Origin of the sequence: Paractinoplanes rhizophilus, from assembly GCF_042664765.1 — a bacterium.
In the GTDB taxonomy this organism is placed as follows: domain Bacteria; phylum Actinomycetota; class Actinomycetes; order Mycobacteriales; family Micromonosporaceae; genus Actinoplanes; species Actinoplanes rhizophilus.
Genome location: NZ_JBHTBJ010000034.1, coordinates 31,882 through 45,392 on the forward strand (window position 1 = coordinate 31,882; position 13,511 = coordinate 45,392).

Consider the following 13,511-nt stretch of genomic DNA (forward strand, 5'->3'; position numbering starts at 1 on the left):
GAATCAGGCACTCCGAGTGACGGTTCTCACAGGTGGTCAGGCCACTCGAACGAGTCGCCCCCGCACCCGGGCCACCCGGATGTCACCGGGCAGGTGCACCGGCCCCTGACCATGCCAATCGGTGATCAACGCGTCGAGCGCCTCGACGTGCCGATGGGACAGCGCCGAGCCCGAAGCGCCCAGCTCGCGCGCCCACGCATGCAGCACCCGAGTCCGCACCGCGCTCACCATTCCGGATAAAACCGAAATTTCCAGACCGTCGCTGCCGTACGCGGAAAGCAGCGCATCCCGAGCGAGCGAGTCCAACGCGGCGTTGTCCGCGGCGACCTGCCCCGCCGTCCGTGCCAGGTTCGCCACCACCGCGGGCCCGAGCGCCTCCACCAACGCCGGCAGCGCGGCGCCGCGCACCCGCGATCGGGCAAAGGCCGGATCCACGTTGTGCGGGTCGTCCCACGGCACCAGCCCCTGCGCCGCGCACGCCTTGCGGGTCTCGGCCCGCGACACCTCCAGCAGCGGCCGCACGAAGATCCCCCGCCGGGCCGGCATCCCCGCGATGCCCCGCGGCCCGGCCCCCCGGGCCAGCGCCAGCAACACCGTCTCGGCCTGATCGTCGCGGGTGTGCCCGAGCAGCACCGCCACGGCCCCGACCCGCGCGGCGACGGCGGAGAGCGCCTCGTATCGGGCATCACGCGCCGCCGCCTCGGGCCCTCCCGGCCGCCCGCCGACCGCCACCGCCGCGACCTCGACCGGGTCGAATCCGGCATCACCGGCCCAGGCCGCGACCGACAAAGCCCGTGCATCGGACCCCGCCTGGAGCCCGTGATCAACCGTCACGAGCCCGACCCGGCCGGGCGCGACAAATCGGGCCGCGGAAGCAAGGGCCAGCGAATCCGCCCCGCCCGAGCACGCCACGAGCAGAAGCCCGGACGGCGGCAGCGCGCGGCGCACGGCCGTCCGCACCGCCGCGACCCCGGCCGGGATCCGCGCCATCTACCCCCCGATCGCGGGCTGCGGCCCGTGCACCCGGGTCACCCAGGCGTCCGGGTCGCCCAGCTCGTCGAGCCGGGGCAGGGTCAGCGGCGAGTCGAAGACCTTGTTGAAGCCGGCCATGCCGACCCGCTCCACCACCCCGTGCACGAACTTGCGACCCTCCGCGTACTGCCGCATCTTGACCTCGATGCCGAGCAGCCGGCGGATCGCCTTTTCCAGCGGGTTGCCGCTCTCGCGCCGCCGGTTGAACTTGGCCCGGATCGACTCGACGCTCGGGATCACCTCGGGGCCGACCCCGTCCATCACGAACTCGGCGTGCCCCTCGAGCAGCGTCATCAGCGCGGTCAGGCGGTCGAGCACGGCCTTCTGCGCCGGGGTCTGCACGATGTCGATCACCGAGGACCGGCTCTCCGGGTCGCGCAGCGCGTCGGAGAGGGTGGCCACGCCCCGGCGCAGCCGCTCGAGGATGTGCTCCCCGCTCTGCGACGCGTCGACGAACGCCTGCACCTCGCCGAGGAAGTAGCCCCGCATCCACGGCACCGCGGTGAACTGGGTGCGGTGGGTGACCTCGTGCAGGCAGACCCAGAGCCGGAAGTCGCGCGGGTCGGCGCCGAGCTTGCGCTCCACCTCGACGATGTTGGGCGCGTTCAGCAGCAGTTGGCCGGGGTTGCCGGAGAACACTTCGTACTGCCCCAGGACGCGGCCGGAGAGGTAGGCCAGGATCGTGCCGGCCTGCACGCCGGTGATCCGGGAGCCGATCGCGTCGGCGAAGCCGCCCGGCTGCTTGTCGCCGCTGAGCCGGGTGACCAGCGGGATGATCACCTGCTTGAGGCCCTGGATGTTGACGGCGGCCCAGTCCTTGCGGTCGACCACCCGCACCGGCGGCGCCTCGACCTGGGACTGGAGACCGGTGTACGCGGCGACGTGTCCGGCCGCCTCGTCGGTCAGCGCGCGCAGCTCGGACACCACCGCCATCGCGTCGTCGTAGGAAACCGCGGGCCCCGATTTGGACAGGGCGCCGGCGGTCGCGGCGGCCAGATCCCAGTCAACGAACTGCGCCATGCACCCACCGTACCCGCGGAATTCCAGCCCGCACTCGGGGCAAACCCTGACTCGTCAGCCCTCAGCAGCCGCACGCGGCCAGGCGGGCCGGCACCCGATCCAGGGCCGATCTGGCCGCCACCGGGTTGCCCGACCCGCTCGCCATGATCGCGAAGACCAGCAGCCGCCCGTCCTTGGTGATCAGCTGGCCGGCCATCGCGTTGACGCCGCTCAGCGTGCCGGTCTTGGCCCGCACCACGCCGTACGCGGATCGGTTCGGCGCCGGGGTCGCGAAGCGCTTCTCGAGCGTGCCCGACCAGCCCGCGACCGGCAGCCCCGAGAAGATCCCGGTGATGGCCGGCTGCTTCCCGCTCGCCGCCAGCGCGAGCAGCTGGGTGAGCAGCGCCGGGCTGATCCCGTTGTGCCGGGAGAGCCCGCTGCCGTCGTACAGATCGGCCTCGTCGCCCGGCAGCCCCAGCTCCCGCAGCTTCGCGATGATCGCGTCGGTCGCGCCGTCGAAGGTGGCCGGCTTGCCGGCCGCCAGCGCCACCTGCCGGGCCAGCACGTCGGCGACGGTGTTGTCGCTCTGCTCGAGCATCCAGTCGGTGACCTGCACCAGCGGCGGCGACTGCACCTCGCCGAGCCGCGTGCCCGGGGCAATGCCGGTGGCCGCGGACGGCGCCACCGCCGGCGCCGTCCCGCGCTTGACCGTCGCGACCGGCGCGCCCAGCAGCTTCGCGAACGCGCGGCCCGCCCCGATCGCCGGATCCGCGAACCGGGGATCGCCGCCGTGCTCGTGGTGGATCGGCTTGACCCGCCCGCCGTTGGTCATCAGCGGCTGGATCCGGGCCACCTGCCCGAGCGGCGAGACGTCGTCGGACGACCAGCCGGTCCCCGTCTCCGGCCCGCTGAACAGCGACGTGTCCACCAGCACCCGGGTCGGCTTGGCACCGCCCAGCGCCTTCGTCACCTGGGCCGCGAGCTGGTCGAGCCGGGCCGCGCCCGGGAACAGCGCCTTGGCGTCCACCGACAGCGTCGGATCGCCGCCGCCCACCAGCACGACCTCGCCCGGCGCGCTTCCGGCCACCGCGACGGTGCGCAGCCGATAGGCCGGCCCGCGAGCCGCCAGCACGGTCGCCGCGGTGAGCAGCTTCGTCGTCGACGCGGGCGTGTTCGGCACGTCGGCATTCCGGTCGTACAGCGGCTGCCCCGACGCGACATCGACCACCGACACATTGACCGAGTCACCCAGCGCCGCCGAGCTCACCAGCGGGTCGAGCGCCACCTTCACCTTCGCGATGTCCGGCGCCTTGCCTCCGCCCGACGCCGCCACCAGCACCGGCGTCGGCGTCGGATCCGGCGTCACCGGCGCCGTCGCCGGCGCGCTGCCGGTCTCGGCCTCGAACGGCTTCACCAGCCCGACGAAGGCGGCTCCCGCGAGCAGAATCAAAATCAAAATCGAGGAAAGCACAATCACGAGCTTTTTGGACGTACGCGGCCGCGAACCGGAACCCGCCGTTTCCGGCCCGGCGCCGTCGTTGGTCGCGCCATTGCCGCCACCGCCGGGCTGAGCTGCCGACTCACCCTGCGGCAAACCCGACGGCGGCACCGGCCGGCCGTAGATGTGATCCGGTTCCTGGGGCTGCATTCGATGATCTTCCGCCCGATTCGCGGCGCCGATCGGCTCCGGCCGCGAATCCATCCGATCCATACCGGGCGGATCCATACCGGGCGGAACGGAGGATCGGGAAGGCACGGCCGCACGCCCGGCGAATGCGTTACCGTAACCGGAGGCATGGGGGCCGGGCGCGCCATCGTTACCGGGCCCGTTGTGTGAATCTTGCCTCCCCACGCGCCCCTCCTCGGCCGCCGCGCCAGACTTAGGGGAGACTAGCGACATCCGGCACATCGTTGCGCGCGGATCCGGTGGGCATTGATATTTCGCCTCCGCTCCCCGCCCGTCGTGACCGGCATTTTCGGTGGGCGAGTCAAGGGAGCATAACGATGGATTTCGACGTTCTGGTTGAGATCCCCAAGGGCCAGCGGAACAAGTACGAGGTCGACCACAAGACGGGCCGTATCCGTCTCGACCGGACCCTCTTCACCGCGACGCAGTACCCCGCGGACTACGGCTTCATCGAGGGCACCCTCGGTCAGGACGGCGACCCGCTCGACGCCCTGGTCCTGGTGCAGGAGCCGACGTTCCCGGGCTGCCTGATCCGCGCCCGCGCGATCGGCATGTTCCGGATGAGCGACGAGAAGGGCCGCGACGACAAGGTCCTCTGCGTCCCCTACGAGGACCCGCGCCAGGAGCACCTGCGCGACATCCACCACCTGGGCGAGTTCGACCGCATGGAGATCCAGCACTTCTTCACGGTCTACAAGGACCTCGAGCCGGGCAAGTCGGTCGAGGGCGCGACCTGGGTCGGCCGGGTCGAGGCCGAGGAAGAGATCCGCGCGTCGTTCAAGCGCGCCGAGGTCGAGGACGAAGACCACCACTGACGCACCGTGGCCCTCGGGCCACGGTCGCGCGCACCGCTACAGGCTGATGCTGCCGACCGCGGCGTAGAGCCCCACCACGGCGCACGCCACCGGAATCACCGAGACCACCACCAGGGTGTCGACGATGTCCGCCGCGCGTCCCAGGTACGGCGACGGCGGACGTGCCGAATACGTCGCGCCCGCGACCACCGTCACGATCGCGAGCAGCAGCGCGCCGACGGTCAGCGCCAGCAGCAGCATCGCGTCGGCCGACCCCATCAGGTCGACACCGAGCGCGAACGCCCCGGCCAGCCCGCCGACCACCAGCGGCACGCGCTGGCGCAGCGTCACGAAGAGCCGGGACCGCAGCAGCAGCGCGGCGGCCGAGACGGCGATCAGGATCCGCGACGACAGCGACCCCGACGTCGACAGCACCAGGAACGCGCCGGCCGCCAGCACCGCGTGGCCGAGCAGCATGCCCGCGAGCAGTTCCTCGGTGCGGGTGACCGCCGCGAACACCGTCTCGCGGTCGGGCCGCTCCCGGGCCACGTCGAGCGCGCCGCCGGCGCTCGCGCCGGTGAAGCCCGCGGCCGCGTCGGCGCCGGTGGGCAGGGTGACCGGCGGCGTCGGCATCTTGCCGAACCGGATCGCCAGCAGCGGCATCGCCCCGATCCCGCACACCAGCACCGAGAGCAGCACCGCCGCGGCCCCGGCCGCGGCGGTGAAGATGCTGACCAGCGCCGCCACCGCGCCGAGCAGCCCGGTGACCACGCCGGCCGTGAACAGCCGCAGCGAGGCGGACACGCCGACGCCGCCCAGGGCGGCCACGATCAGCAGCGCCACCGACCCGGCGAGCAGCTCGGAGTCGCCCAGCCAGGGCAGGAACGGCAGCACGCCGACCCGGTCGTTGGAGGCGACCAGCACCGCACCGCCGGCGAACGCATACGGCATCGCGTAGCCGCCCAGCGCGGCGCCGGCCCGGCCGTCCGCGTAGGCGCGGGACGCGGTGACGCCGGCGACCGCGAGCACGACCGCGACGCCCAGGCCCGCGGCGGCCGCGCCGTTCCAGGCCGGCCCGGCCAGCAGGATCGCGATCAAGCCGATACCGAGCAGCACCCCGGCCGCGGCCAGGGTCGCCGTCCGGGTCGAGGCCGGCGTCCAGGCGCTGCCCCGGCGGCGGGCGCCCTCGGCGATCGCCTCGACCACGTCGTCGTACTCGAGCTCGGGCCAGTCGTTGTGCGCGGGCACGAGATGGAGCACTTCCCCGTCGCGTACGCCCTGCGGGAAAAGACCTTGGGACGTGACCAGCGCGACGCCGTCGGTGCGCCGCAGCACCCACCCACCGTGTCTCTCGCCGTCGTCGGCGAGACCCTCGCCGGCGTGCCGCAGCACCTCGGGCAGCAGCTCGGCCAGCGGAACGTGCTCGGGGAGCGCGACGTCGACGCGGCGATTCGGCGCGCTGATGGTGACTCGGGCCAGGCCGACGCTCACTGTCTTTCTTTCCCATCGATGGCAGGGAGGCTGCGGAACGAACCGCACTTTACCTACCATGGGCGCGTCGCGATGTCCGGCGGACCGGCGCGCGCAGCGGGGGGTGACCACACACCCTTGTGGACGAAGGGGATATTCCAGGCATGAGCACGGTGGTGATCAAGCGGTCGGCCCGCCGCCCGGCGCCGGAGATACCGACCGGTGAGATCGCTGTCGAGCCGCCGCCCGAGATCCCGCAGGCGTCCGGCGGCCGCTGGCAGCAGGCGATGATGGCGCTGCCGATGCTGGGCGGCTCGGTGGCGATGGCGATGATGATGGGTCAGGGCCGCGGCGGAGCGTATTCGTACGTGATCGGCGGCCTCTTCGGAGTCTCCTCGATCGCCATGCTGACCACCAGCATGGGCGCGAGCGGCTCGCCCAAGAAGGCCGAGATGATGGCCGCCCGCCGGGAATACCTGCGGCACCTGTCCGGGCTGCGCCGCCGGGTCCGCGAGACCGCGACCAAGCAGCGCGTCGGCATGCTCTACCGCCATCCCGACCCGGGCCAGCTCTGGTCCACCGCCGGCAGCCATCGGGTGTGGGAGCGCCGCCCGGCCGACCCCGACTTCGGCGTCGTCCGGCTCGCGGTCGGCCCGCAGACCCTGGCCACCCCGCTGATCCCGCCGGAGACCCGGCCGCTCGACGAGCTCGAGCCGATGACCGCCGGCGCGCTGCGGCGCTTCCTCGACGCGTACTCGGTGGTCCCCGACCTCCCGGTCGCGGCGTCGCTGCGCGGCTTCGCGCGGGTCTTCCTGCGCGGCGCCGGGCCCACCGGCGAGCCGGACGCCCGTGCGCTGTCGCGGGCCGTGATCTGCCAGCTCGCCACGTTCCACGCGCCCGACGACATGATCGTCGCGATCTGCGCCGGGCCGGACCGCCGGGCCGAGTGGGAGTGGGTGAAATGGCTGCCGCACAACCTGCACCCGTCGCGCACCGACGCGCTCGGCCACGTGCGGCTGGTCGCGAGCACCGGCCCCGACCTCGAGCGCCTGCTCGAGGACGTGATCGGCAACCGGCCGCGGTTCAACCCGATGGGCGCGACCGCGAGCTCGCCGCACGTGGTGATCGTGCTGGACGGCATCGACCTCAAGGGCGCCACCCAGCTCGACGACGGCATCGACGGCGTGACCGTGCTCGACCTCGACGAGCTGCCGCCGCGCCTGCTCGACCGGTCGCTGCTGGTGCTCGAGACCGCCCACGTCGGCGGCCGCCGGGTGCTGAACACCTACTCGATGGACCACGAGGCCGAGGTCGGCACGCCCGACCAGCTGACCGTCGAGCAGGCCGAGGCGGTGGCGCGCCGGCTCTCCCCGCTGCGGCTGGCCGCGATGTCCAAGTCGTCGGACACCCCGCTGGCCACCGAGATGGGCCTGCCCGACCTGCTCGGGCTGGGCGATCCCGAGACGTTCAGCGTGCAGCAGAGCTGGTCGCCGCGCCCCAACCGCGACAAGCTGCGGGTGCCGATCGGCGTCGGGGCCGACGGCAGCGCGATCGAGCTCGACCTCAAGGAGTCGGCGCAGGACGGCATGGGCCCGCACGGCCTGTTGATCGGCGCGACCGGCTCCGGCAAGTCCGAGTTGCTGCGCACGCTGGTGATGGCGCTCGCGGCGACCCACTCGTCCGAGACGCTGAACTTCGTGCTGATCGACTTCAAGGGCGGCGCCACCTTCGCCTCGCTCGACCGGCTGCCGCACACCGCCGCCGTGATCACCAACCTGGCCGACGAGCTGGTTCTGGTCGACCGCATGGTCGACGCCATCGACGGCGAGATGGTCCGGCGGCAGGAGCTGCTGCGCAAGGCGGGCAACTACGCGAGCCTGCGCGACTACGAAAAGGCGCGGGCCGGCGGCGCGGCGTTGCCCCCGCTGCCGTCGCTGCTGGTGATCTGTGACGAGTTCTCCGAGCTGCTCAGCGCCAAGCCCGACTTCATCGACCTGTTCGTCCAGATCGGACGGCTGGGCCGGTCGCTCGGCGTGCACCTGCTGCTGGCCAGCCAGCGGCTCGAGGAGGGCCGGCTGCGCGGCCTGGACACCCACTTGTCGTACCGGGTGGGTCTCCGGACGTTCTCGGCGCTGGAGTCGCGCGCGGTGCTCGGCGTGCCCGACGCGTACGAGCTGCCCCGCTCGCCCGGGCACGGGTATCTCAAGTTCGGCACCGAGCCGCTGCTGCGCTTCAAGGCGGCGTACGTGTCGGGCCCGATGCGCAAGGCCGGCGCCCGCGCCGCGGCCGGCGGGGCGAACGCCGTGCCCCAAGTTCTGGAATATTCGACCCGGTATGTGCCGGCGCCCAAGCCGGCCAAGCCGGTGCAGCCCAAACCGGAAGAGATCCCCGCCGGCGAAAGCGTGCTCGACGTGATGGTGGACCGGCTCAACGGCCAGGGCCCGCCCGCGCACCAGGTGTGGCTGCCGCCGCTCAACCAGTCGCCGGCCCTCGACGAGCTGCTCGGCCCGGTGGTCGCCGACCCGGCCCGCGGCCTGGCCTTCGCCAACCCCGAGCTGCACGGCGCCCTGCAGGTGCCGATCGCGATGGTCGACAAGCCGCGCGAACAGCTGCGCGACGTGATGTGGCTGCAGCTCGCCGGCGCGGCCGGCCATGTCGCGATCGTCGGCTCGACGCTCTCCGGCAAGTCCACCGCGCTGCGCTCGATGATCTGCGGCCTCGCGCTCACCCACACCCCCACCGAGGTGCAGGTCTACTGCCTCGACTTCGGCGGCGGCTCACTCAACTCGGTCCGGGACCTGCCGCACGTCGGCGGCGTCTCGAGCCGGCTCGACACGGTCGGGGTGCGGCGCACGGTCGGCGAGATGTCGACGCTGCTCGCCGAGCGCGAGTCCCGGTTCGCCGCGATGGGCATCGACTCGATGGCCTCCTACCGGCGCCGCCGGGCCAACCCGGCCGGCGGCGCGGCCGACGCCGACCCGTTCGGCGACGTGTTCCTCGTCGTCGACGGCTGGTCCACATTGCGCAAGGAATACGAAGAGCTCGAGCCGGTCGTCACCGACATCGCCACCCGCGGCCTGTCGTACGGCATCCACGTGGTGGCCTCGTCGTCGCGCTGGATGGACTTCCGCCCGGCGATCCGCGACCTGTTCGGCTCCCGGCTGGAGCTGCGCCTCGGCGACCCGAGCGACTCGATGATCAACCGGCGGGCCGCGATGACGGTGCCGGAGAAGCCCGGCCGCGGCATCGTCGAGCACCCCACGGATAAAAACAAGTTCCTCCACCTGCTCACCGTGCGGCCCGAGCTCAGCACGATGGCCGACACCAACGCGCTGGTCAAGGCGGTCGCCACCAACTGGCACGGGCCGCTCGCGCCGCGCGTGCGCATGCTGCCGTCCTCGGTGCCGTACGCCGAGCTGGACCTCGACCGCAGCTCCGGCCTGCGGCTGCCGATCGGCATCTCCGAGGCCGACCTCCAGCCCGTCGAGATCGACTTCGCCTCCGACCCGCACTTCCTGCTCTTCGGCGACGCCGAGTGCGGCAAGAGCTCCTTCCTGCGGGCGCTCGCCACCTCGGTGATCCGGCGGTTCTCCCCCGAGGAGGCCCGGATCATCCTGGTCGACTACCGCCGCAGCCTGATGGACCTGCCCGAGTCCGAGCACCGCATCGGCTACGGCATCCAGGCACAAAAGACGCTGGAGCTGATGCAGTCGGTCGCCGGCTACATGGAACGCCGCCTGCCCGGCCCCGACGTCACCGCCCAGCAGCTGCGCGACCGCTCCTGGTGGACCGGCCCCGAGCTGTTCGTCCTGGTCGACGACTACGACCTGGTGGTGGCCGGCCCGACCAACCCGCTCACCCCGCTGCTCGAGTACCTCCCCCAGGCCCGCGACGTCGGCCTGCACCTGGTGCTCACCCGGCGGGCCGGCGGCGCCAGCCGAGCCCTCTACGAGCCGGTGATCCAGCGCCTCCGCGAGCTGTCCGCCCCCGGCATGGTGATGTCCGGCCCATCGGACGAGGGTGCCCTGATCGGCGCGGTCAAGCCCACCCTGATGCCCCCCGGCCGTGGCCGCCTGCTCACCCGTCGTGAGGGCATTCGCCTCATCCAGCTGGCGCACTTGCCGCCGTATGCGTAAAAACGACCGATTCCCGCCGCACCGCCGGTGCGATATCCATCGACCGACCCCACCAATAAGGCCCCGTTTCGGAGTAATCTGCATCGACCATCCAGGATCGGATAGGCGATGCGACCCGTGAGTGCTGCGAGCGCCGGCTTCTGGCCCACCAGGGCCCGATGCCGCATGCCTTCCGGCCCCGGCGCGGCTTCGCCCTCCCCCCACGCGACCCCGCCGACCCTCCGTGCCGGCTGGCCCTCCACCCACGCGGCCCCGCGTTCATCCCACGCGGCCACGCCCTCCTCCCACGCGGGCACGCCCTCCAATCACGACGCCGCCGGCAACTCTCGTGCGGCCTCCGGCGGTGCCCGTTGCTGAGCGGACGGCTTGCCTCGGCCGTGCTCGCCGGGCTCTTCACTCTCGCCGTGCCCGCCGCGCCCGCGGTCGCCGCGCCCCTGCCGCTGAACGCGCCCCTGCCGCTGAACGCGCCCCTCCCGTTGGGCGCGCCCCTTCCGGCTGCGCCGCTCCCGCTGGGCGCGCCCCTTCCGGTCGCGGAGCCGGTTGCCGAGCCGCCCATTCCGCTCGTCGGCGACTCAGTGCGCAACGACCAGTGGTATCTGAAGACGCTGAATATCGCCGGCGCGTGGACGTATTCGAACGGCGCCGGCGTCACGGTCGCGGTCATCGACTCCGGCGTCGACTCGACCCATCCCGACCTGACCGGCCAGGTGCTCCCCGGCCTCGACCTGGTCGACCCCAAGGGCGACGGCGACACCGACCTCGTCGGCCACGGCACCACGGTCTCGGCCATCATCGCGGGCCGCGGCGACGACCAGGCCGGCGTCGTCGGCATCGCCCCCAAGGCCAAGATTCTTCCGGTACGCGTGCTCGACGAGGAGAACCGCTACGACGACGCCATCATCGTGGCCCAGGGCGTGCGCTGGGCGGTCGACCACGGCGCCCGCGTGATCAACCTGTCGCTCGGCGGCAACGGCAGCAGCGCCACGCTCGCGGCCGCGCTCGACTACGCGTTCGCCAAGGACGTGGTGGTGGTCGCCTGCACCGGCAACACCAGCGCCTCGTCGGACACCGAGGTCTGGTATCCGGCTCGCGAGCCCGGCGTGATCGCGGTGGCCGGGATGGACAAGGCCGGCGACTCGCTCTGGTCCGGCTCGATCACCGGCAAGGAGACCGTGGTGACCGCCCCCGCCACCCAACTCGTCGGCGCCCAGGCCGGCGGCAACTACTGGAAGGTGCAGGGCACCAGCTTCGCCGCCCCGATGGTCTCCGGTACCGCCGCGCTGATCCGCTCCCGCTGGCCCACGATGCCCGCCGGCGAGGTCATCAACCGCATCATCCGCACCGCCCGCGACGAGGGCCCCGCCGGCCGCGACCCGACCTTCGGCTTCGGCGAGGTCGACCCCACCGGCGCCCTGACCGCCTCGGTCCCCGCGGTCTTCGACAACCCCCTGGACACGTCCCCGTCCCCCGGCATCGCCCGCTTCGGCTCGGCCCCGGTTCCCGGCCAGGCCCAGTCCGCCCCCGACGACGCGTCCACCGTGCCGCCGCGGGTGGCCGCCGGCCAGGCCGCCTCCCCCGCCACGGTCACCGCGACGCCGGCCGACCACACCTGGTGGCTCGCCGGCGGCCTCCTGCTGATCTCAGCGGTAGCCGCCCTGCTGACCGTGCGCCGTTTCGCCTACACCACCTGACGCCGCCGCAACGCAGCGCGCACCGCCACACACTGCAGCCACCAGCCCGCGCACCGCCACACACTGCAGCCACCAGCCCAGCCCGCGCACCGCAGCCACCAGCCCCCGCATCGCATTGCACCGCAGCCAGGCCCAACCAATGCGTCGCACCGCCGCCAGCCCACCACGCCGCACCGTCGCCCGGCCGGCCGCCCGTCACGCCGCACCGCCGCCCATCACGCCGCACCGTCGCCCGGCCGGCCGCCCGTCACGCCGCACCGCCGCCCATCACGCCGCACCGTCGCCCGGCCGGCCGCCCGTCACGCCGCACCGCCGCCGAGCCGGCCGCCGCGCCACCCAGCGCCAGACCCGTCGGTGTGCCACCTCGCAGCCGCGCACTCGTCCCGGACCGCGCACCCCGTCGGAGGGCAGTCTCACCCCCGAGCGCATGTCATGGACCGCTGTCTTCGCTCACGCGCCCGTCACCTTGCGCTGCTGTCCCCCAGCCGCACTCACCCAGCGTGGTGGTGACGGGCCTCGTCGTTACGCACAGTCGTCGGTGGAGACGCCGCGGGTGCGGCTCAAGCCCTGCTGGGCGACCGGGGCCGCCTCGCCGGCCGTGAGGGCGAAGCCGGTGTTCTTGTCGTCGGCCGCCGCGGCGAAGATGACCCCCAGGACCTGGCCGGTGGGGGTGATCAGCGGGCCGCCGGAGTTGCCGCTGCGCACCAGGGATCGGATCGTGTAGATCTCGCGGGTCACGTCGCCGGAGTCGTAGATGTCGGGGCCGGTGATGCGGCTGACGTCGCTGACCCGGGCCGACTGGGCGTCGTACGGTCCGTCCTGCGGATAGCCCAGCACGATGGCGCTGGCACCGCTGGCGGCCTGCTTCGACACGAACGGCATCACCGGCGCCTTCAAGCCGGGGACGTAGACCACCGCCAGGTCGCGCTCCGGGTCGTACACGACGACCTTGCCCTGCAGGCGCGCGCCGCCGACCTCGACGGCGACCTCCCGGGTGCCCGCGACCACGTGCGCGTTCGTCATCACCCGCTCGGTCGAGTAGACGAAGCCGGAGCCCTCGATGCGCCGCGAGCAGCTCGGGGCGGTGCCCAGCACCTTGATCACCGACTTTTTGGACTTCTGCACGATCTGGGAGCCCTTGAGCGCCGGGTCGGGCGCCGCGACCTCCTTGGTGCGGGTCGGCGCGAGGCCGCCGAAGACGTCGGGGAAGCCGTTGGTGTCGAGGGTCTCGCGCAGCGCCGACGAGAGCGCCTGCGCCTGCTCGGGCATCAGGCTGTCGATGCTGCCGAGGATGGCGCTGTTGCGGACCTCGCGGTTGAGCCCCTGGAACGGGGTGGAGCCGAGCGGCACCGCGATCAGCCACGCGACCAGCAGCACCGCGACCAGGGAGATCAGCGCGCCGCCGGCGTCGTCGAGGCGCTGGACCGGCTTGCTGGAGATCTGCCGGCGCAGGTGGGTGCCGAGCCAGCCGGCCAGGGTCTGCCCGAGCACGGCGAGCGCGAAGATCGCGGCGAGCGACACCACGAGCCGGGCGGTCGGGTCAGTGAACTTGTCGGCGATCAGCGGGCCGATCTGCAGGCCGATGAGCACGCCGCTGAAGAAGCCGCCGAACGACAGCGCCCCGATGACGAAGCCCTGGCGGTAGCCGCTGATCGCGAAGACCAGCATGAGCAGGATCAGGATGCCATCGACCACGAACACT

General features: G+C 72.8%; 8 protein-coding genes. 3 read left to right on the forward strand and 5 right to left on the reverse strand.

What is annotated here, in order from left to right:
• Positions 1–36: 36 nt before the first annotated feature.
• The 3 genes from tilS to dacB form a co-directional block, all read right to left on the reverse strand.
• A complete protein-coding gene (gene tilS, locus ACFQS1_RS31565; RefSeq protein ID WP_378975469.1) occupies positions 37–990 on the reverse strand; it encodes a tRNA lysidine(34) synthetase TilS in 954 nt (317 codons plus the stop codon).
• The gene (locus ACFQS1_RS31570) at positions 991–2,052 is read right to left on the reverse strand and encodes a zinc-dependent metalloprotease (protein ID WP_378975471.1); all 1,062 of its coding nucleotides are present in this window, start codon (positions 2,050–2,052) and stop codon (positions 991–993) included.
• Between the two features lie 61 nt (positions 2,053–2,113).
• The gene (gene dacB, locus ACFQS1_RS31575; RefSeq protein WP_378975473.1) at positions 2,114–3,508 is read right to left on the reverse strand and encodes a D-alanyl-D-alanine carboxypeptidase/D-alanyl-D-alanine endopeptidase; all 1,395 of its coding nucleotides are present in this window, start codon (positions 3,506–3,508) and stop codon (positions 2,114–2,116) included.
• Positions 3,509–4,035: 527 nt separating this feature from the next.
• Here dacB and ACFQS1_RS31580 point away from each other — a divergent pair.
• Positions 4,036–4,533, forward strand: a complete 498-nt coding sequence (locus ACFQS1_RS31580) for an inorganic diphosphatase (protein WP_378975475.1) — start codon at positions 4,036–4,038, stop codon at positions 4,531–4,533.
• Positions 4,534–4,569: 36 nt separating this feature from the next.
• On the opposite strand, the gene eccD is transcribed toward ACFQS1_RS31580, so the two are convergent.
• Positions 4,570–6,003, reverse strand: a complete 1,434-nt coding sequence (eccD, locus tag ACFQS1_RS31585) for a type VII secretion integral membrane protein EccD (RefSeq protein ID WP_378975477.1) — start codon at positions 6,001–6,003, stop codon at positions 4,570–4,572.
• 143 nt (positions 6,004–6,146) lie between these two features.
• On the opposite strand from eccD, the gene eccCa reads away from it, so the two are divergent.
• Both eccCa and mycP read left to right on the forward strand, forming a co-directional pair.
• Positions 6,147–10,118: a type VII secretion protein EccCa gene (gene eccCa, locus ACFQS1_RS31590; protein ID WP_378975479.1), complete on the forward strand. Its 3,972-nt coding sequence runs from the start codon at positions 6,147–6,149 to the stop codon at positions 10,116–10,118.
• Positions 10,119–10,468: 350 nt separating this feature from the next.
• Positions 10,469–11,809 (forward strand): type VII secretion-associated serine protease mycosin, encoded by a 1,341-nt coding sequence (mycP, locus tag ACFQS1_RS31595; RefSeq protein WP_378975481.1) that lies wholly within the window; start codon positions 10,469–10,471, stop codon positions 11,807–11,809.
• A gap of 522 nt (positions 11,810–12,331) precedes the next feature.
• Here mycP and ACFQS1_RS31600 read toward each other — a convergent pair.
• Positions 12,332–13,510 (reverse strand): MarP family serine protease, encoded by a 1,179-nt coding sequence (locus ACFQS1_RS31600; protein WP_378975483.1) that lies wholly within the window; start codon positions 13,508–13,510, stop codon positions 12,332–12,334.
• Position 13,511 lies beyond the last annotated feature (1 nt).